Consider the following 20,927-nt stretch of genomic DNA (forward strand, 5'->3'; position numbering starts at 1 on the left):
CACTCTACATGAGTGGTTTTCTTCATCACTGCGCTGTTTTCTTTCGGTACATCTTCCCATTCCAATAGAAGAATCGTGAAGTGAGGCCTCCGTACTTTACAATGCGCCGTGCCATTTTGTGCATATTCTTTTGTGCTGATACTTTTTGATCTGATAAATAAATACCAAGTAACCCTCGGCTTATGAGACGATGAAACTTCGCATGAGGCAAATCACCAATGCTCTTCTCTGCTTCTTCTACAAAATGTTTCATACGATCTAATATCGCTTGCTCGTTTTCGTAATAACTACAGAAATTCAAATCTCCGCCTATACGGTCTTCTTCTTGATCAATGAAATAATCCAGCAAAATATGAAGTCCTTGTACGTAAGGAAAGTATCCTTGTCTAATTTTCGCAATATCTTCATCATGTAATTCATCATGAAAGGCATATGCGACAAGACAGAAGATTCCAAGCGTAGAACCGGCACATGCTGAAAATTCAAACCAACTCATCTCTGGTAAGTTTTCTTTATGCGCTTCAAACCACTTTTGTAATCGTGGTTCTCTTTCTTCTAATTTCACGTGTTTATGAATTTGCAAATCACAATAATAACAAGCAAGTTCATGAAGAACAGGAGCAATTTTGTCATAGTGCTTCGTTTTCTTTAAAACATCTTGGCATGTTTCAACAAGTTCATCTAAATAACCACCATCATCTTGATCATCACGATAACGATAATAATTACCGCCGCCTTCTACTTCAGGTGATAATGCCATTAACATCGATTCATGCAGTGCGGCAAAATCATTTGGATCAAGTGATGTACTGCGATCACATAAATTATCTAAATAGTCGCTGATTGTTTGATACGCTACGATAAAACGAATACATTCTTCTCGGTGTTCATTTGCTAGCAGAGCTAAAATGCCACCGCCCTCGCAATGAAACGTTTTATGCTCAATACTTGCGATTGCCTGACTATGAAGCTCATCATTCGGAATATGGTAGGCACGCTCTTTCCACATCGCTAGCTCATGGTGTACAACCGGAAACACATCACGGTATACTTTCGCCATGAGCGTTATGGGATTACTCGGTACGTTCACTTCTTCCTTCATCTCCTCTATTAAATGTACAAATAATGATTTATTTGTTTGTTTTTACTATATTATTGACATGCATTTCAGTAAATGACTGAATATAACTCAAAATTTCATCACGCTCATACTCATTTAATAGCTCGTGATAACAATTCGGCCATTCTTTAAAAGCCTTATCACTTATTTTAACATTATCAAACCAAGTGCGGACACGTGTTTTATCTACAAGTTTATCCTCACAAGCTTGCATTAGCAAGAGCGGAACGTCTGGAAAATCATCTATTTTCTTATGAGCAATTTCGATAGACTTAATCAATTCACTATACCAACGTACTGATACTTTGCGCAAGAACAAAGAATCATTCTCCATTGCATCTCTCACTTCATGGTTACGTGTTGACATTTCCACCGTAAGATTCGTTGCAAATTGCAATTTTGGAGCCACAACATTTAATATTTTTGAAGCAAATTGAAGCGGAGCAGAGGGTCCAGTCACTACCCCTAAACAAGGCGAACTCAAAATAATACCCTCTACATCTTCTCTCTTCGTTTCTTGCATCATACGAATGACAATAAGACCACCCATACTATGACCGAATAGAAAAATAGGTAACCTATACTTTCTTGCTTCTTTCACCCATAATTTAACTTCCTCTATGTATTCATCAAATGAATCAATATGTCCTCTATTTCTTGAAGTCGTTCCATGTGACGGAAGATCCCCCATCACGACGTGGTAGCCGATATGATTCCACATTTCCGCAACGGCTTCGTAACGTCCGTGATATTCCATTGCGCCGTGCACAATAACAATGACAGCCTTTGCTTCCTCCGCTTCATAATTCCACATACGGCTCTCCTCCATTTCACTCTTTCTCATAATTTGATACACTAAAACTAGTCTCTAGGAAAGGAAGACTTTACATGATATATCCTTACAAAGAAAAAAATCCGAAAATTGCGAGTAGTGCTTTTATCGCTGACTATGTTACGATTACAGGCGATGTTTCCGTTGGCGAGGAATCAAGTATTTGGTTTAATACAGTCATCCGTGGTGATGTGTCACCGACAATCATTGGAGACCGAGTAAATGTACAAGACCAATGTACACTTCACCAAAGCCCGCAGTATCCTCTTATTTTAGAAGACGACGTAACAATTGGGCATCAAGTCATTTTACATAGTTGCCATATTAAGAAAGATGCTTTAATTGGAATGGGATCTATTATATTAGATGGTGCTGAAATTGGCGAAGGAGCTTTTATCGGCGCTGGAAGCCTCGTCTCACAAGGAAAGAAAATTCCACCAAACACGTTAGCTTTCGGTCGTCCCGCGAAAGTCATTCGTGAATTAACAGAAGAAGACCGTAAAGATATGGAGCGTATTCGCACGCAATACGTTGAAAAAGGTCAATATTATAAATCATTACAGAAGTAAATTTCCGCTGCCATAAGATTGGCAGCTTTTTTATATAAAATCTAACTTTTTCTTTACAAAACATTATTACTCCCTCAACAAAATCTTATTAAAATAAAAGCTAATATCTCCATATATATGTAGATGAGGGAGGAGAATTTTCATGAAGGTCAGTGGATTATATAAAATAGAATGTTACATTTTCAGAGGAATTAACCGCTACTTTGATCAAAAAACATTAAATATCTTTTTCAGCAATATTACTCATATCGGTGGCGCGACTTTCTCCATCGCACTCACACTTTTCTTTTTAATTTTCGCAAAGGGAACTTTGCATCAAGCTGCAATTGCAACTGCTATTTCGTTAGCAATTAGCCATATTCCTGTGCAAATATTAAAAAGGTGGTATCCGCGAAAACGTCCTTATTTAACAATTCAGGATGCAAAATATCCAGTCCATCCATTAAAAGACCACTCTTTCCCGTCTGGTCATACAACAGCCGTTTTCTCTGTCTTCATTCCATTTATTTGCTATAATCCAAGCTTACTTGCTTTCCTATTACCGTTAGCATTATGCGTCGGTATTTCACGTATTTATTTAGGACTTCACTATCCGTCAGATGTATTCGTCGGTATGTGCCTTGGCACTTGCTCTGGCATCATCTCTTTTTATCAATTCATCCCACTTTTCACATAAAGGAGTGATATGATGAGAGTCGCCATTTTTACCGATACTTTTACGCCACAAGTTAACGGGGTTGCGAAAACGTTAGAGCGATTAACACAATATTTTCAGAAAGAACAGATCGCCTATTCTGTTTTCGCCCCTCAGCATACAGCTGAAGATAATTTTGTAGCGAATGTGAATAAGATGAGAAGTATCCCGTTAACAATATTATATCCAGAATGTCGTTTTTCTTTTCCTACTCCGCGCATTAAACGGGAACTACTTTCCTTTAAACCTGACATTATTCACATTGCCACACCTTTCAACATGGGACTTTGTGGATTGTATTATGCAAAAAAGTTAAACATCCCAGTTGTCGGTTCTTATCATACTGATTTCGATGCCTATTTACGTTATTACAAAATCGAATTCCTCTCCAATATGCTGTGGAACTATTTAAAATGGTTTCATAGTCATATGCAAAAAAATTTTGTACCTTCCTTTGAAACATTACATCAATTAAAAAACAAAGGCTTTCAGACCCTCTCTATATGGGGACGTGGTGTAGATTGCACACTCTTTCATCCTGCTTACAATACAGACCTATTCCGAAAAAAATATAATATTACAGCGAAGTATGTCCTTTCCTATGTTGGACGAATTGCTCCTGAAAAAGATATTGATACGCTGCAACACCTTATCGTTAAAACAGCACATACTCGTAACGATATTCATTGGCTCATTGCAGGAGATGGTCCTCTAGCAACAAGTTTACGTGAAGCTGTTCCGAAAACAAATATCACTTTTACTGGCTATTTACAAAGTGCAGATTTAGCTGAAGCATATGCTTGTTCTAACATAATGGTGTTTCCATCAGCTACTGAAACATTCGGAAATGTCGTACTTGAATCACTCGCATGCGGTACACCTGTCATTGGTGCAAATAGTGGCGGGGTTAAAAATATTATTACAGATGGAAAAACGGGAGTTCTTTGTCCGCCTAAAAATGAAGATGCATTTCTATCATCCATTTATTTTTTATTACAAAATGCAGAAAAACTTGAGCAGATGGGAATAGCAGCTTCATCTTTTGCGAAATCAAAGAGCTGGGATGAGATCTTTCGTGGCTTGCTTAACCAATATGAAGAAGTCCTTCAGCATAACGCATCAGAGTTGCTTGCTTAAATAGAAAAACTCCCTTCAAAAAACGAAGGGAGTTTATTACATGGTCATAAATTTTAGTTTAATAAATGATACATAAGGTTAAGCATTGTTTTATTTCTATATTAATTATACCAAAAATAAACATAACTAAACAGACTTGTAATAAAAACCCATAAAAATTAATATATGATTATACAGTATTTTAACTGTATAATGATTTTAAAAATTCCCTTTAAAATCAACTTACTCACATACCTTTATACAGCAATTGTTCCCCAATTCTGTATATCAAAAAACCTTTCATTCATTTGAAAGGTCTTTTTGAGCCTGCACATATTCTTCTTTCGTATTTACATTTATAAACCAATCCGCATTCGCTTGTACATCTTCTCCAGAAACATATTTCACATTACATTGTGATAAAAGCTGGCCCACACTTCTTTTTTCTTCCTGAAGTAAAGCATAAATCTTTTCTTTCACGCGGTTGTGATACGCTGCAAGTAACGGTTGTTTTCTTCCATTAATAATAGGTACAACCGCATCATATTCATTGCTCGTTTGCTCTAATAAAATGATAAACCATTCATGCGAAACATTTGGCGCATCGCAAGGCATAATAGCGTACCAATCTGCTTCTATGTATTCCATACCTGATACAATGCCGGCCAGCGGTCCATTCCCTTTATAGTGCGGGATATCCTCTATAACAGGAACTTGTACGAATTGCTCTACTCGCTCTTTTATATCAGTACGGCTAATTACTACAATGTCTTGCAAAGTATTTCCCATCACTTTCACAATATGCTCAACAAAAGTAGTTCCCTTCCAAATTGCTAACGCTTTCGGCTCACCAAACCTACTCGACATACCACCCGCTAATACAATCCCAGCACACTTACTCATTGGCGATGCAGCTCAAATGTAATATGGCCTAATTCCGGTAAAATTAATTTATTCATCGCAAGTCGAACCGCTCCGCTAGACCCTGGCATCGAGAAGACTACTTTGCGCCCAATTGTACCACCAATCGCTCTACTTAACATTGCGCTGCTTCCGATATCTTCTAAATAACTAATCATACGGAACAGCTCACCAAATCCAACAATTTCTTTATCTAATAACGCTGATACTGCTTCAATTGTGACATCGCGTTTCGTAATACCAGTACCGCCATTTGTTAATACAACATCTACATCTTCCTTATGATAACCAGCTAACACTGCTTGCTGAATACTTTCTTTATCATCTTTTACAATTTCATAAGAAGTTACTTTATGTCCTGCTTCTTTTAACAATTCATGTAATAGTTGTCCGCTCTTATCTGTTTCTTCCGTACGTGTATCGGAAATCGTAACAATCTTGCAACGCACTTCTTTTGGAGCTTGTTTTTTATGTTCAGTTACACTCATTTTTTATCTTTCCTTTCTTAAAGACTTTTCTTCATTTTATCATACATACCTTTACACAATTATGCATGAAACCAATCATGCGCCATGATACAATATAAGTATGCTAACCCACAAAAAGGAAAGTGCACTTTCTTATACTCCTAGACTACACATCTTTAGCTACTCTTTATATTTTCTACATAATAGAATTCAATTTTAAAACTTGTACTAAAAAATAAATTGGAGGTCTACATAGTATGGAACTTTATAAAAAATTAACAACAACATTTATCCTCTTATTCATCGCTTCAATCACTGTCGGCTTTTCCTTAAAAGGTGCAATTCCATACGCTACATTAGTAAGTATTATATTCGCGACACTATTTTTACTAAGTAGTGCCTTTTGCGCAAGTAAAGCACGTCAAATGAAAGGTTGATTACATATGTTCAAAAAGAAATCAATCTTTTGTAAATCATGTAAAACAGAAATACAAACGTATGAAAAAGCGTGGATTCATATGCCCATTCCGGCGAATGGCATGACGAATATGAAAAAGTATATTGAATTAGAAGGACAAATTTATTGTAGTTCGTGTGTTGAGATAATGAACAAAAACCAATAAATACAAAAGGGGTGTTTACATTGTTTGAATCAAACCGTATCCAGTTACGAAAGTTTTCCGAAGATGATATTCTAACATATTATAAATGGCATAATGATGTAGACGTTATGAGTTCAACTACACTCACTCTTGATAAATATTCCTTTCAAGACACAGAAAAACTTTGCCAGCAATTTATTCATTCTTCGAACTCTAAGAGCTATATCATTGAAGAAAAAGCTACGCATCTTCCAATTGGTATTACTTCTTTAATTCATATTGATTCGTATAATCGAAACGCTGAATGCATTATTGATATTGGTAAAAAGGATTACTGGGGGCAAGGTTATGGGCAGGAAGCTTTAACCCTATTATTGGATTATGCATTTTTAGAATTAAATTTACATCGCCTTTCTTTACGAGTATTTTCTTTTAACGATAGAGCAGTTAAATTATATAAATCACTTGGTTTTCAACATGAAGGAACTTGTAAAGAAGCTATATTCCGCAACGGCACTTGGCATGACATTGAACTCTTCGCTTTATTCCAACGTAATTATAAATAAAAAAAGCTTTGCGCTCACCGCGCAAAGCTTTTTTTCATATATTATAGACCAGCTTGCTCTTTTAAAGCTGCAGCTTTGTCTGTACGTTCCCATGATAGATCTACATCAGTACGTCCGAAGTGGCCGTAAGCTGCTGTTTGTTTGTAAATTGGGCGACGTAAGTCTAGCATTTTAATAATACCAGCTGGGCGAAGATCGAAGTTGTTACGAACTAGTTCTACTAGTACGTCTTCAGATACTTTACCAGTGCCGAATGTATCAACTGAAATTGATACTGGTTGTGCTACACCGATTGCGTATGCAAGTTGTACTTCTGCTTTTTCAGCAAGACCAGCTGCTACGATGTTTTTCGCAACATAACGAGCTGCATATGCTGCAGAACGGTCAACTTTCGTTGCATCTTTACCAGAGAATGCACCGCCACCGTGGCGAGCGTATCCACCATAAGTATCAACGATGATTTTACGTCCTGTTAAACCAGCATCACCTTGTGGTCCACCAATTACGAAGCGGCCAGTTGGATTAATGAAGAATTTCGTTTCTCCATCCATTAATTCTGCTGGTACTACAGCTTTAATTACGTGCTCTTTTAAATCGCGATCGATTTCTTCCCATGTAACATCTGGGTGATGTTGTGTAGAAATTACGATAGTATCAACACGTACTGGTTTACCATTTTCATCATACTCAACTGTAACTTGCGTTTTTCCATCTGGACGTAAGTATGATAATGTATCATCTTTACGTACTTCAGTTAAACGGCGAGCTAATTTGTGAGCAAGCGAGATTGGAAGTGGCATTAATTCTTGTGTTTCATTACATGCAAAACCAAACATTAAACCTTGGTCTCCTGCACCAATCGCCTCAATCTCAGCGTCAGTCATTTGACCTTCGCGTGCTTCTAGCGCTTGGTCAACACCCATAGCGATGTCAGCGGACTGCTCATCGATAGATGTTAAAACAGCACAAGTTTCTGCATCGAATCCGTATTTTGCGCGTGTGTAACCAATGCCTTGAATTGTTTCACGAACGATTTTCGGAATATCTACGTAAGTAGAAGTCGTAATTTCCCCCGCTACCAATACTAAACCAGTTGTTACAGTTGTTTCACAAGCTACACGTGCATTTGCGTCTTTTGATAAGATCGCATCTAAAATTGAATCAGAAATTTGGTCACAAATTTTATCTGGATGTCCTTCAGTTACAGACTCAGATGTGAACAGATGACGTTTTTTTGTCATGTGGTAAACCTCCCTACAGTAATTGTATATATTGTACGGAACTCATCCTTAATTTGCCACAAACTGCGACATACATTTATTCTCCCACACAAGCATACAGAAAAACCTTTCCTACTTTACATAGAGGAAAGGTTTAATTTGCTACTTGCATACTGCTTTTTGCCCTTCGCTCTTATCGTTCGAGACCTGTAGCCTCGCACAGGTTTTAGCACCTATTCACCTGCATTTATCAATACAAGTGAGGTTGCTGGGCTTCATCGGGCCTGTCCCTCCGCCAGCTCGGGATAAGAGAGTATCCGTCCCAACCTATACTAAAGAAATGATATTCATTTGTCAATTAATATTCACATTTTCCTGAAAGTTTTTCTCAATACGCCTGAAATGAAATATTAATAGGGAAATAATGCATTCACACAAACAAAAAGAAATAAATAGTATACATTATTTATATAATTGTGTTATACTCTTGTTGGGGATTACGAGAAATATTTCATTAAATGAAAAGGATGGTATATAAATATGAGTACTGTGAATGTCCAAATTGGTTTACACGAATTATTGAACGGAAGCAATGCACAGATTCAACTAAGTGTTCCGCAATTAGTGGAAAAAGTATTAATGCGAAATGAAGGGAAATTAACTTCTACTGGTGCCGTTTCTGCTTCAACAGGAAAATATACAGGACGTTCTCCTAAAGATAAATTTATTGTGAAAGAAGCATCGGTTGCTGACAAAATTGCTTGGGGAGCTGTGAACCAACCGATTTCTGAAGAACATTTTAATAAATTATATACTAAAGTTTTAGAATACTTAAAAGAAAAAGAAGAGTTATTCGTCTTCAAAGGATTTGCAGGCGCTGACCGCAATTACCGCCTACCAATTCAAGTTATTAACGAATATGCATGGCACAATTTATTTGTACATCAATTATTCATTCGTCCAACTGAAGAAGAATTAACGACTCATGAATCAGAGTTCACAATTGTTTCTGCACCGAATTTCAAAGCTGATCCAGCTGTTGACGGTACAAACTCCGAAGCATTCATTATGGTTTCATTCGAAAAACGAATCGTATTAATTGGTGGTACAGAATACGCTGGAGAAATGAAAAAATCAATCTTCTCTATTATGAACTTCTTATTACCTGAACAAGATATTCTTTCTATGCATTGTTCTGCAAACGTAGGTGAAGAAGGCGATGTAGCATTATTCTTCGGTTTATCTGGAACAGGTAAAACAACATTATCTGCTGATCCAAACCGTAAATTAATTGGTGATGATGAGCACGGTTGGTCTGATAACGGTGTATTCAATATTGAAGGCGGTTGCTACGCGAAATGTGTAAACCTTTCTCACGAGAAAGAACCACAAATTTTCGATGCAATCACATTTGGATCTGTTTTAGAAAACGTTATCATTAATGACCAAACGCGTATCGCAGACTATAACGATACTACTTTAACAGAAAATACTCGTGCTGCATACCCTATGCATGCGATCGACAATATCGTACTGCCAAGTGTTGCTGGACACCCAAATACAATCATTTTCTTAACTGCTGATGCATCTGGCGTATTGCCTCCAATCAGTAAGTTATCAAAAGAACAAGCTATGTATCATTTCTTAAGTGGTTACACTAGTAAACTAGCAGGAACAGAGCGCGGTGTTACATCTCCGCAAGCAACATTCTCAACTTGCTTCGGTTCACCATTCTTACCACTTGATGCATCTCGCTATGCTGAAATGCTTGGTGAAAAAATTGAGAAACACGATGCGAAAGTATTCTTAGTAAACACTGGCTGGACTGGTGGCGAATACGGCGTTGGTAAACGTATGAACTTAGGTTACACTCGTGCAATGATTCAAGCTGCATTAAACGGTGAACTTGCGAAAACTGAAACAGCTAAACATGACATCTTCGGTCTTGAAGTTCCACTTCACGTACCAGGTGTACCTGACGAAGTGTTAATGCCTGAACAAACTTGGGCTGATAAAGCTGCTTACAAAGCAAAAGCAATCGAACTTGCAAATGAATTCAAAGCTAACTTCAAAAAGTTCGACAGCGTATCTGAAGACATTATTAACTTAGGCGGTCCAATCGCTTAAATTAAAACTTTCTGTTGAAATAACCCTTTACTCATATGAATAAGTGTCGTGTAACCGTAAAGTTTCGCGTACTCACCGACAAAACCCAATGCGGCTTAACGGTTACACACACTTACATAAAAAAGAAGCTTACGTGAAAACGTAAGCTTCTTTCTATATCTTATATAAAGTGAAACGCTAATCTCTTCATCTGTGACTTAGATTATAAAATTACAGCTTCGAATATATACATTATATCCCTACTCGCTACATCTCTCTGGTTTACACCACATGTGAGCAAAAAAGGCCCTGACCGCTTCTATCCGTGGCTGGATCATCTATTCCATCTAAAAAGAAGTCTTTTATCTTTTTTAGCTCTTTGTTAGTTCTTTCTCATCTTTCATGCTATAGTATCCTAAATTAACAACGATTAAGAAATAACCACCCATAATCCCTACTGCAAATGCCCACATAACCATGTGGTGCTCAATTTCGTACATAATAATAGCACCCAAAATGGCAGCTGCAAAACGGTTAAACATACCGAGTGTCGGTGCTTTCGTCTTCTTTACAATACTATCTCCAAGCTTCTCAATTCTTCTCCCTAAAAGCCAAACGCAATACATACTTACAATAAGCCCAATTCCAGCACCTAAAAAGTGTGCTGAAAACGGTGTTAACATCCATCCTAGTAACAAAATACCTAGTATATAATACGATTGGATTTTAAATGATCTTAGTGACATACTAATCATGCTGTACCTCTCTTCATTCGTTCTTATCTATCCAACAAAAAATTTCTTTCAAATTCATATTCCTTACATCTATTTCACTCAAATTAAAAACAACATAAACAGTATGTTTATGTTGTTTAAATATTTTTAGGAAATAATATTATACAAGATTTCAAACATCATATCCTCATATTTTGTGACGGTTTTTCAAACTTTTTTCGTCCATTTATGAAAAAAATGATATCAATCTATGAACATACGGATATGATGTAATAAGCACACAAATAAAGGGGGCGTCTAATGATTTATTTTTTAATGGCTCTCATTCACATCATTATCCCTGCACTTATTGGACTTTCATTGTATTGGTACACGAAAAACCATAGCATTTTTTACGCTGTCCTCGGTGTTCTTCTTCCAGGTATTATTCTTATTACACTCTTCCGTATTCCATTTTTAAACTTAATTCCACTTATTACTGCTATCTTATTTCTCATCTTCTTACCAAAAATAAAAAAATAGGAAAGCAGATCATAGGTGATCTGTTTTCCTATTTTGATATAGGTTCCCCTGCAATAGAATGAACTTTTACTTTCTCCGATTTCACAAACCATAGACCAACAAAAATGATAATTCCACCGATGGTTTGTTGAAACGATACATATTCATTTGCCCAGACAGCTGCAAATAGAACCGCTACAAGCGGCGTTATATACATATATACCATCGTATGTGACGCCCCAATTTTTTGAACACCAACATACCACATTACTAGACCAAATACTGTTACAAAGAAAATAGAATATAGTAAAGCAAATAGTGTCATTTCGTGAGTAATGTGAAATGGCATGACAAACACATGTGGACCACTTAACAATAATAGCGGAATCGCACCCACTAATGCAGACCATGCTGTAACACGTAATGCTGAATATTTTTTAATTAATGGTCCTGCTAAAACAGGATAAAGCCCCCAGCATATTGATGTAATCAGTCCAATTCCATTGCCATAAAAAGAACTAGTAAGCGAATGTCCTGCTACTAAAACTAATGCTGCACCAACAAAGGCAGTCATAGAACCGATTAACTTTCGAGAAGAAAACTTTTCTTGTTTCAAGAAAATCGCAAATGCAGTTGTAAAAATAGGTGAAATAGAAATGAGTAAAGAGGCATTTGTAGCGGATGTATATTTGACAGTTTCCATAAATAACGTTTGATACAGTACAATACCTACAATGCTAACGATAATTAATCTAGGTATATCCTTTCGCTCCATATAAACCGACTTTTCAATAAAAAAGGTAAGGAGTAACAGAAGCGGTGCCGCCGCCATCATGCGAAGTGCAGTAAACTCAATTGCTGTAAATTCTAAAAGTCCATACTTCGCAATTGTATAGTTAATCCCCCAAATAATAACAACACTTAAAATTAACAACTCAATTCCCCATCTTCTCATGCGTATCCCCTCCGCAAAGAAGATTATACAGAAAATTCAATCATATGTACATTTCATTATGTGAAAAAATCTTTTTATTATATGAAACGTTTTGGTAAATGAAATTATATCGGCGATTTTCTGAATATATCAGCGCAATTCCATTTATATCGGCGATTTCCCAAATATATCGACTTATCGACAAAAATCAACAATAATAGCGACTTATAAAATAAAAAAGGTGATTCCAAAATACATTTTGGAATCACCTTTCCTTTACTATATTCGAACGTGTAACTTCATATTTGGATTATAAAACTGGCTTGGGCTCTTTAACTGAAAAGTTCCTCCACCTTCATGCCAATCAACAGTTAACTTATCATCCATAAATACAAGCTTTGTACGATCAGCGATAAAGTTCATTGTGCTTGATTCAATATCCACATCGCGCTCATCTTTCTCTGCTACAGCTACTAAATCGATAATTCCGCTCATAACACAACCGCAACCTTCATTATCGTAAAATAACTTTATATATTTCGCTTCACTTGGAATCGTATCCATAATCTTTTTATATGCTGCTTCTGTTACAGTAACGTACATACGTTAATCTTCATCCTCTCTTCTCTTATCATTCATATATTGTATCACCATTTTTCTTAAAAGTTATATACAGAAAATTAAGACTAATATACAATGTATGTGATAAAGTTTCAGCAATCGAGCTTTTATGAATAGTTCATGCAGAAGAAAGGAGGTTTACTATCCGTGTTCAAACTACAACGATATCCTATGTTATTAGGGTCTATTGGGTAGTTTCTTCATTTCTAGCGGAATACTGTTACAGCATGTACTTCCCTATTCTCATTCTATCGGCTGGATTCTAGGTTTTATTTGTTACCTATCCGCTTCTTATTTTACTACGAAGAATACAAACAACTCATAAAGCAAGAATCATCTTAAGGAGGATTATCAAACATGCCAGCCTTAAAAAAAATAGAGCAATCACTCAATCACTTATTCCAAATTGAAAAATACGGAAAAGATAGTGCCTTTAGTCGATTTATCCCAGCCGTATATGATCCTATCAAATTTCCTTGGCAACAATTTTTCGACGCAAATTTTGTAGATTTATTTAACGGCCTTATGATGCACGGATCTGAAAATGTAAACAAAGTATTTTTAGCTGTATTCCCTACAGATGACGTTCTTGAAACATTCATTTCACAATCCACACCTGGTGATTTACTCTTTATGCACCATCCCCTTGTAATGGAGTGTGGTGATCCGCTTGGAAGATCAGGTCGCGGTTTCATACCAATTCCTGAAAAATATTTGCAAGGAATAAAAGAAAAACAACTTTCTATATATACATGTCACGTACCAATGGATTTTCATCAAACGCATGGAACGAGTATTTCAATTGCAAAAGCATTAAACGCTACTGTAGTGGACGACTTTGCATATGGAGGTCCAGAACAAGAACCAATTGGCCTTATTTGTGAAATAGATGAAACATCAACAGAAGCACTCCAAAAACATCTAAAACAACTCTTCCAAATTCCTTACACAGACTTCGAAGGTAAACGACATGATTCCATTAAAAAAATCGCAATTATCGCTGGGTGTGGCGATGTTGTATCTTTAATGAAGGAAGCAGAAGAAAAAGGTGCTGAAGCATATATTACAGGAGAAATCCATTGCCATATCGACAATGATTACGGCCGACATAAATACTCGCTCATTATGGATTATGTAAAAGAAACGAATATGTCTCTAATTGGTGTGTCACACTCTGCCTCTGAATATTTAGTGAAAGAGACATTGATGTATGATTGGTTTAAAGAAAATTTTGATGTGGATGTTATTTTGCTTCCGCAGGAGAAATGGTGGCTCTAACGCTATCATTTTTTAAATTTATATACACAATACAATCGACCACAGAAAAATAGAGAAATGTGAAAGCACCACCTGTACCAACGTAAATGCTTTCGTTGTGCCGGAAAACGAACCTACTGGTAGCACCGAGTTTACTGGTGCTACCAGTATTACAGCATGAATATATATTCTATTTTTCTAATCACTGACATATAGCAATTCATTTCATAAAAAAAGACCCGAGATTCGGGTCAACAAATAGAAATATAAATGAACTACAACAAATAACAGACAAAGCCATTATATATTTTTCATAGTAAAACATCCATTATTTTCTTTTTACACTATCAATATATTATTTTTCGTTATAGTCCTCTTTTTTAGAACGTCTACCTAAGAAGAACACAAAAACATTACTTCCAAATAAGTGATGTTTTTTCTATTTAATGCAGTGGTAACATAACCTCAACCGTTGTTCCAACCCCAACTTCACTTTCAAAACTCATTTTACCATTGTGGTCTTTAATAATTTTTTCTGTAACTACTAAACCTAGACCAGTTCCTGTTTCTTTCGTTGTATAAAAGGCTTCATTTAACTTTGGAATTTTATCTTTCGGAATACCACATCCCTCATCTTTCACTTGAACGATGATTCCATCTTTTACAGTAACTTTAATCGTAATTGTTCCCCCAACTGACATTGCTTCAATTGCATTTTTGATTAAATTAAAAAAGACCTGTTTTAATCGTTTTTCATCACATGTAATGGACGGTAAGTCTTTACTGTAAATACCTTGTATGTGGACTCCTTGTTTTAAAGCAGGCTTTTCCATAACTCGAATAACATAAGAGATAATTTCTTGTATGTTATGAGTTTCTGATTCTAGTGATTTAGATTTCTCAAATCCACTAAGTTCTGTAGCAATTATATGAATCCGATCTACTTCTTGTTTCATAATATCACTATAAATTTTATCCTCTGGATGCTTGTCTGCCTGTTTATTCACAAGTTTTTTTAAGTTTGCTAAAGGTCTTCTAATCTTATAACCAATAACCGTTGCCATTTTTCCAACAGCTGCTAGTTTTTCTGTCTGTTTTATTTCTTTGTCCATCATCTCAAGCGTACGAACGTAAGACTGAACCCTCAAAAATATAATCCAACATATAATAGTAAATACACTATATAATGCCATTGGGATTAAAACGAGAGAAGATTGAATAATGATTCCTGTAAGAGCGTACTTCCCGACAAGTATCGCTGGAACTAACCAGAAATATCTTTTGTTCACAAAGATTGGTGCGAACAAAATAAAAAATACTTCTACTATATTTCCACCGTCAAATTCCGCATCGCTACCATAATAAATCATAATGTTATGGATACAATCTAATACATTATAGCCAATTAGAATAATATACTTTACCACAAAAACATTCTTCCATTTCATAAAGTATATTCCAATGCAAAACAATACTACCGTCAAAAGGTAAAGCCATAAACCTAAACCATCTTCAAACTTTCCTACGCCTTCTTGCTCTCCCGCGATTAAAGGTACGATAAATTCATAGGCAAGATCATACACAAAAAATATAATAAAAAATAAACTTAAAAATACTTTCAATGCCTTTATTTCTTCATTTTTAAATATATAGCCTTTATTCATATGGTAACTCCTAGCTTTTCTTCCACTTGGATTTCAGTATTTCCACACTTCCTTGGGAGAATGATGTCTATTCTCGTTCCAGTATCTCTTTCACTTGAAATATGCAGCTCACCAAGGTGCTCGGCGACAATTCGATTCGCTACCGTAAGTCCCAGACCAATTTTATCTTGTTTCGTTGTATAAAAGGCTTCTGTAACACGGGTTAAGTTTTCTTGCTTAATACCATGACCATTATCGATTACGCTGATTATTACATATTCTTTCCCTTTATTCTCTAATTGTAAATGTAATATGCCACCTTGTTCCATTGCCTCTAAAGCATTTTTTATCGTATATAAAAAGACTCCTCTTATTTTTCGTTCATCACATTCAACTTCTATTGTTTTTTCTTCCACATTAGAAATAAACTGCACGTTTAATTCATTCATTTTTCCGCGAAGACTTGTTATTACTTGTAATACAATTTTTCCTACATCGTGTTTCTTATAAATAGAAGGTTTGCATGTAGCAACTTCCATCAACTCACTTATCATATTATTCATATTTTCTATTTCAAAAATCATACGTTTATAAATAGGATCCTCTTCATGCTTCTCTCGTTGTAATTGCGTAAATCCTTTTAATGAAGCCAGTGGATTTTTAATTTCATGTCCAACAGTCGCTGCCATTTTTCCGATTACTGCTAATTTTTGTGATTCACTAGCAATCGCAATACTTTCCTTTACAGCTGAAAGATATTGTAAAAATCGATTTAAAATGATATATGCAGCTATTAACATAAGCGTACACATAATAAGGAACATAAATGCTTTTATTTCCTCTAATACAAATAAATAAATTAAATATTTTCCTAAAATAGAGGAAAGCAAAAACACATAAAATTTTTTATTTAAAAATATGGGTACAAAGAAAATGAGAATAATTTCTATTATATTTGTCGCATCAAACGCCGCCTTATTATAAAAAATATACGAAACTATATTAGCGATTTCTATCCCTATGTATGCAAATATCCATGCATATTTAACAAGGTTTGCCTTCTCTTTTTTCAGTAAATATATATTCACGCATAGTATTGCTACTCCGCAAATAACTTGCCATATTATGTTGTATCCCTTATCCATTATTGATTTATCTTCTAATACGATTGCATAGAAAATTTGATATACAATAACAATGACATATAACACCCATAAAAGGATTTTTGCATTCCTTTCTTCTTCTTTATATGATAGAAAACTTTCTTTCACTTCAACACCCCTTCAAAATAACATCTCAAAGAATACCATTTATTATAATAAATGATTTTCATAGACAAACAAAGATAAATCGAACATTTGAGGAAAATCATCCCAACGATGCAATACCTTCATGCTATATACAAGCATAAAAAATGTAAACAATAATACGTATATTATGGGAGGTGTTTTTTATGGATGGCAAAAAAATAAAAAGACCGAACAACTCCAATCTTTCATGCGTGAAAATGAAGGAAAAGAGATGAAAACTCTTTAACTGCCAGTGATCGTTTCCGAACGATTAGGCATAGTGCAGGGAAATGATACTTTCTTAACAGGCTCACCACTCCTTTATGATGGATTACTTCTTATCGGCGGAAAGATGGAGGATCATTCTCTTAACAAAGCAAGTTCATTTTTCGTAGAATCATATAATCGCTTTAAGCCGATTGGCTCCTTCCAAAACTGCTCTTCTATTATTCAATCTTTAAATATCGAAGGAAAACCTGGTTTTTTAATAGAATAAGACCCTACGCGACTAGCAAATGAATTTATTAAAGCTATAACAAAACAACGCTTTTGGGATAGAACATATTCATAGAATAGGGGGACATTTATGTTTGTTACTGTCGAGAAAGATGTGCATATTTTTGTGCAAGACGTTAATCCTGGTCCAGGTAGTAAGACTGTTTTCTTCGTTCACGGATGGCCTTTAAATCATCAAATGTATCAATATCAACTCAATGTTTTACCAGAGCATGGCTTTCGCTGTATTGCCATGGATATACGAGGGAATGGGCAATCTGATAAGCCATGGACTGGTTACACGTATGATCGATTAGCCGATGATATCGCAATTGTTCTGGAAGCACTTCAAGTAGAGAACGCTACATTAGTCGGTTTCTCAGTTGGTGGTGCTCTTTCTATTCGCTATATGTCTCGCTATAATGGGCGCCGCATTTCTAAGCTCGCATTAATTGACGCTGTCTCCCCCTCTTTCGTTAAAAATCAAGAGTCCCCTTACGGTGTACCGAAAGAACAAGCAGATGCTCTCATTAATCAAATGTATGCTAATTTACCAAAATTTTTAAATGACGTATCTTTATCCTTTTTCAATAGAAACTTAGGGGCTGCAACCCTTGAATGGTTTTCTTATCTCGGTATGCAGTCCGCTTCTTATGCCCTTATCAAAATTTTACAAGCAGCTGCAAATGAAGATGTAACGAAAGATTTAAATAAAATTAACGTCCCAACAAAAATCTTCCACGGCGTTCACGACCAACTAATTCCTTACAAAAGTGCTGAACTTACACAACAACGAATTAAAAATTCTCAGTTACATGCTCTTACAAATAGTGGTCATGGTTCACCAATCGATCAAGCGGATGAATTAAATAAAGAACTGATAAAATTTTTACAAACATAACAACTGCAATATAAGAATGAAAGTTAACATAATCGTTTTTATAAAACATAAAATTCACACATTTCTCACAAATACACGAATAAAACGATTACATTTTCATATATACTAAATGTACAAGTAATACTCCCTAAACCCAGCTTGTCTGGTTACCCCGTTAAATACTATGAAAAAAGAACTTGTATCGTTATACAAGTTCTTTTTGTTTCTTTTATTTAAAGAGGATATCTTTACTATATTGATTTCCAACGAGTAAATCATATTGAAGCATTTTATATTGCTCTAACATTTCGTTTTGTTTCTTTGTTAAATCATTGATTACTTCTCCATTTTTATCAACTTTTAATTCATCTCTAAGCACTGGTATTTCCTTGTAAAGTTCCGATAAAAATTGATAAAATAAGGATTTATTTAATCCTGCATAATCAAAAATAAGATTAGAAAAATGAATTGGGCTTACTAAACCTATATTATCATTTGGCATATCAAAGTTTGCATACATTAATAGCGGCGTTTGCGCCATCGCTAAACGTTCACTCGGTGTTTTTTCATTCGTTATATACCCGTTTTCTTTATAAAAAGATTTATTTGTTCCTAATGATGGAAGATGATCTCCAAAGAATACTAATAATGTAGGTCTATCTAAATTATCTAGTTGCTCTATTAAATATTGAAGTGCCTCATCTGAACGTCTTAATCCTTCTGTATACGTCTCTAATTCTCCTTTTGATTCTTCATTTTCTAGACCGCTAATTTCTATTAGGTTTTCACCAAATCGGCCTTCTGTAAATGGAAAATGATTTTGCATCGTAACTGCATGAATAAATGTTGGCTGTTTTTGTTCCTCTAACTCAGCAATTATCTCTTTACTCATCGCTAAATCACTAATATAATCTCCATCAATATCTACATTTTCCATCGTGTCCTCTGCATTAAACTTATCAAATCCTAACACCTTATATACATCGTCACGTTTAAAGAATGTGCGACCAAATGAATGAATTGCACTTGTATAATAACCTTCTTTTTTCAACGCCGTAGGGATTGATGGAACTTCTTTCTTATTTGTAATAACCTGCTGATATGGTATAGAACCTGGCTTTAACAAACTCATTGAATAACTTGTTAATGCCTCAAATTCAACGTTCGCTGTATTTCCCCCAAATGTAGGAGAAATAGTTTGTCCCCCAGGAAAGTTTTCTATATAATGATGCAAATTTGGTACAGGATCTTCACTAAAAGAAAGGTTGGTTACTTTCGTCGGATCCCAAAACGATTCACTCATTACAAAAATAATATTCGGTTTCTCTTTTTTCTTTTGATTCCCTATATTTCCACTATATTGTTTTTTTATATCGTTTGCTATTTGAAGCATATTTTCTTTAGAATAATTTTTTGGTTTTTCCATAACTGTTGTATCTAAATTGCTAATAAACCCAAGTACAAAACCATTTGAAGCGTAGTTCTCATTTTGATTCCACAAAACAAAATCTACACCTGATTTTTGAAATACTTTATTCATAAATGTATTCGCAAAATTACCGTACGCATATAGAACAAAAATAGATCCTACTACTAATAAGGCTCTTATTCCTAGATGAATCTTTACATTTTGAATATACCTTCTCATATATATCCCTGCTACAATACAAGCTACGATACTTACGATAATGACAAAAATATAACTCCAACTAAAATAGTCCATCACCATCGGTATAACAGATTGCATATGCGTAATTTGTGTGAAATCAGAAGGATATAACGGATCACCTCTGAAAATAAGCTTCAAATAATTCACAATACATAAAATGACTAACGTACAGCTCGTTAAAACCATACTTAGAAAAACCTTACCTATTAAATTATATACAAGAATATATATTGCATAAATTACTACAAAACTTAATATAAACTGCATATTATAAAAGTAAATCCAATTCATTGCCTCTATGAAACTCATATTAACTTGCATGACAATATAAAATAACGCTACTGTATGAGCTAATAAAAGTAATATAAAATGCACTCGCAGGGATGCTCTAAGTATAGACATCTCTTTTTTATTGAAATGCGTAATATAAAACGTTATGCCCCATATGAAAATCATCATAACACTTAAAACAAGCTTTTGATTTAAATGATCTTTCATCATGTCTAAATTAAAAACCTTTAAAATCATAAACAGCATAGTTATTACTAATAAAGTCACCATACTACTTATAATGCTAGAAATTAATATATTTCTTTTTGGAAGATGAAAAAGTGTAGAACCATACTTCAATTCATTCCCTCGTTTCTATGTCTTAATTTCCCCCGCATCGAAAGAACTATTTCTATTAAAA

The 20,927-nt window shown here is 35.0% G+C and carries 21 protein-coding genes, 1 pseudogene and 1 riboswitch; of the genes and pseudogenes, 11 read left to right on the top strand and 11 right to left on the bottom strand.

Annotated features, from left to right (window positions below; genetic code table 11):
* Nucleotides 1-25 precede the first annotated feature (25 nt).
* The gene (locus MKY21_RS23895; RefSeq protein WP_001102467.1) at nt 26-1,090 is read right to left on the bottom strand and encodes a tetraprenyl-beta-curcumene synthase family protein; all 1,065 of its coding nucleotides are present in this window, start codon (nt 1,088-1,090) and stop codon (nt 26-28) included.
* A 40-nt stretch (nt 1,091-1,130) separates the two neighbouring features.
* Nucleotides 1,131-1,934 (bottom strand): alpha/beta hydrolase, encoded by an 804-nt coding sequence (locus tag MKY21_RS23900; RefSeq protein ID WP_000267421.1) that lies wholly within the window; start codon nt 1,932-1,934, stop codon nt 1,131-1,133.
* A gap of 74 nt (nt 1,935-2,008) precedes the next feature.
* Between MKY21_RS23900 and MKY21_RS23905 the strand changes: the two genes are divergently transcribed.
* The 3 genes from MKY21_RS23905 (at nt 2,009) to MKY21_RS23915 (ending at nt 4,352) form a co-directional block, all read left to right on the top strand.
* Complete coding sequence (locus MKY21_RS23905; RefSeq protein ID WP_000640206.1) at nt 2,009-2,521, top strand: gamma carbonic anhydrase; 513 nt, start codon at nt 2,009-2,011, stop codon at nt 2,519-2,521.
* A 142-nt stretch (nt 2,522-2,663) separates the two neighbouring features.
* Nucleotides 2,664-3,197, top strand: coding sequence for a phosphatase PAP2 family protein (locus MKY21_RS23910; RefSeq protein WP_000868592.1), 534 nt, complete (start codon nt 2,664-2,666; stop codon nt 3,195-3,197).
* A gap of 12 nt (nt 3,198-3,209) precedes the next feature.
* Nucleotides 3,210-4,352, top strand: a complete 1,143-nt coding sequence (locus MKY21_RS23915) for a glycosyltransferase family 4 protein (RefSeq protein ID WP_001261603.1) — start codon at nt 3,210-3,212, stop codon at nt 4,350-4,352.
* 279 nt (nt 4,353-4,631) lie between these two features.
* Here MKY21_RS23915 and MKY21_RS23920 read toward each other — a convergent pair whose 3' ends face one another.
* Nucleotides 4,632-5,234, bottom strand: a complete 603-nt coding sequence (locus MKY21_RS23920) for a molybdenum cofactor guanylyltransferase (RefSeq protein WP_341077503.1) — start codon at nt 5,232-5,234, stop codon at nt 4,632-4,634.
* Nucleotides 5,231-5,740 carry a MogA/MoaB family molybdenum cofactor biosynthesis protein gene (locus tag MKY21_RS23925; RefSeq protein WP_000117124.1) on the bottom strand — a complete coding sequence of 170 codons (510 nt, stop codon included), beginning with the start codon at nt 5,738-5,740 and terminating at the stop codon, nt 5,231-5,233. The genes MKY21_RS23920 and MKY21_RS23925 overlap by 4 nt, the downstream gene beginning before the upstream one ends.
* A gap of 236 nt (nt 5,741-5,976) precedes the next feature.
* Here MKY21_RS23925 and MKY21_RS23930 point away from each other — a divergent pair, with 236 nt between their 5' ends.
* The 3 genes from MKY21_RS23930 to MKY21_RS23940 are packed head-to-tail and all read left to right on the top strand — an operon-like array spanning nt 5,977 to nt 6,887.
* Nucleotides 5,977-6,156, top strand: coding sequence for a hypothetical protein (locus MKY21_RS23930; protein WP_000424800.1), 180 nt, complete (start codon nt 5,977-5,979; stop codon nt 6,154-6,156).
* Between the two features lie 6 nt (nt 6,157-6,162).
* Nucleotides 6,163-6,342, top strand: a complete 180-nt coding sequence (locus MKY21_RS23935) for a hypothetical protein (protein WP_000473618.1) — start codon at nt 6,163-6,165, stop codon at nt 6,340-6,342.
* A gap of 20 nt (nt 6,343-6,362) precedes the next feature.
* Complete coding sequence (locus MKY21_RS23940) at nt 6,363-6,887, top strand: GNAT family N-acetyltransferase (RefSeq protein ID WP_000464130.1); 525 nt, start codon at nt 6,363-6,365, stop codon at nt 6,885-6,887.
* A gap of 41 nt (nt 6,888-6,928) precedes the next feature.
* Here MKY21_RS23940 and metK read toward each other — a convergent pair whose 3' ends face one another.
* Nucleotides 6,929-8,128, bottom strand: coding sequence for a methionine adenosyltransferase (gene metK / locus MKY21_RS23945; RefSeq protein WP_000163123.1), 1,200 nt, complete (start codon nt 8,126-8,128; stop codon nt 6,929-6,931).
* Nucleotides 8,129-8,297: 169 nt separating this feature from the next.
* A riboswitch (SAM riboswitch) is annotated at nt 8,298-8,419 on the bottom strand.
* Between the two features lie 228 nt (nt 8,420-8,647).
* Here metK and pckA point away from each other — a divergent pair.
* Nucleotides 8,648-10,234, top strand: a complete 1,587-nt coding sequence (gene pckA / locus MKY21_RS23950; RefSeq protein ID WP_000108802.1) for a phosphoenolpyruvate carboxykinase (ATP) — start codon at nt 8,648-8,650, stop codon at nt 10,232-10,234.
* Between the two features lie 350 nt (nt 10,235-10,584).
* Here the strand turns inward: pckA and MKY21_RS23955 are convergent, their stop codons facing one another.
* The gene (locus tag MKY21_RS23955) at nt 10,585-10,968 is read right to left on the bottom strand and encodes an ATP synthase subunit I (RefSeq protein WP_000624926.1); all 384 of its coding nucleotides are present in this window, start codon (nt 10,966-10,968) and stop codon (nt 10,585-10,587) included.
* A gap of 279 nt (nt 10,969-11,247) precedes the next feature.
* On the opposite strand from MKY21_RS23955, the gene MKY21_RS23960 reads away from it, so the two are divergent.
* Complete coding sequence (locus MKY21_RS23960) at nt 11,248-11,469, top strand: hypothetical protein (protein WP_000639041.1); 222 nt, start codon at nt 11,248-11,250, stop codon at nt 11,467-11,469.
* Between the two features lie 28 nt (nt 11,470-11,497).
* On the opposite strand, the gene MKY21_RS23965 is transcribed toward MKY21_RS23960, so the two are convergent.
* Entirely contained in the window at nt 11,498-12,403 is a 906-nt protein-coding gene (locus MKY21_RS23965; protein WP_341077506.1) for a DMT family transporter, read from the bottom strand.
* A 258-nt stretch (nt 12,404-12,661) separates the two neighbouring features.
* Nucleotides 12,662-12,985, bottom strand: coding sequence for an iron-sulfur cluster biosynthesis family protein (locus MKY21_RS23970; RefSeq protein ID WP_000289569.1), 324 nt, complete (start codon nt 12,983-12,985; stop codon nt 12,662-12,664).
* Between the two features lie 375 nt (nt 12,986-13,360).
* Here MKY21_RS23970 and MKY21_RS23975 point away from each other — a divergent pair, with 375 nt between their 5' ends.
* Complete coding sequence (locus MKY21_RS23975) at nt 13,361-14,281, top strand: Nif3-like dinuclear metal center hexameric protein (protein WP_016118767.1); 921 nt, start codon at nt 13,361-13,363, stop codon at nt 14,279-14,281.
* A 422-nt stretch (nt 14,282-14,703) separates the two neighbouring features.
* On the opposite strand, the gene MKY21_RS23980 is transcribed toward MKY21_RS23975, so the two are convergent.
* Both MKY21_RS23980 and MKY21_RS23985 read right to left on the bottom strand, forming a co-directional pair.
* Nucleotides 14,704-15,924, bottom strand: coding sequence for an ATP-binding protein (locus MKY21_RS23980; RefSeq protein ID WP_001032638.1), 1,221 nt, complete (start codon nt 15,922-15,924; stop codon nt 14,704-14,706).
* Complete coding sequence (locus tag MKY21_RS23985) at nt 15,921-17,174, bottom strand: ATP-binding protein (RefSeq protein WP_000664886.1); 1,254 nt, start codon at nt 17,172-17,174, stop codon at nt 15,921-15,923. The genes MKY21_RS23980 and MKY21_RS23985 overlap by 4 nt, the downstream gene beginning before the upstream one ends.
* Before the next feature lie 268 nt (nt 17,175-17,442).
* On the opposite strand from MKY21_RS23985, the pseudogene MKY21_RS23990 reads away from it, so the two are divergent.
* Nucleotides 17,443-17,763 (top strand): annotated as a pseudogene (locus tag MKY21_RS23990) (catalase); the annotation flags it as partial.
* Nucleotides 17,764-17,778: 15 nt separating this feature from the next.
* The gene (locus MKY21_RS23995; protein WP_000498279.1) at nt 17,779-18,588 is read left to right on the top strand and encodes an alpha/beta fold hydrolase; all 810 of its coding nucleotides are present in this window, start codon (nt 17,779-17,781) and stop codon (nt 18,586-18,588) included.
* 208 nt (nt 18,589-18,796) lie between these two features.
* Here MKY21_RS23995 and MKY21_RS24000 read toward each other — a convergent pair whose 3' ends face one another.
* Nucleotides 18,797-20,866, bottom strand: a complete 2,070-nt coding sequence (locus MKY21_RS24000; protein ID WP_000873630.1) for an LTA synthase family protein — start codon at nt 20,864-20,866, stop codon at nt 18,797-18,799.
* Nucleotides 20,867-20,927 lie beyond the last annotated feature (61 nt).

This window comes from Bacillus sp. FSL R9-9497, assembly GCF_038005805.1.
GTDB lineage: Bacteria > Bacillota > Bacilli > Bacillales > Bacillaceae_G > Bacillus_A > Bacillus_A cereus.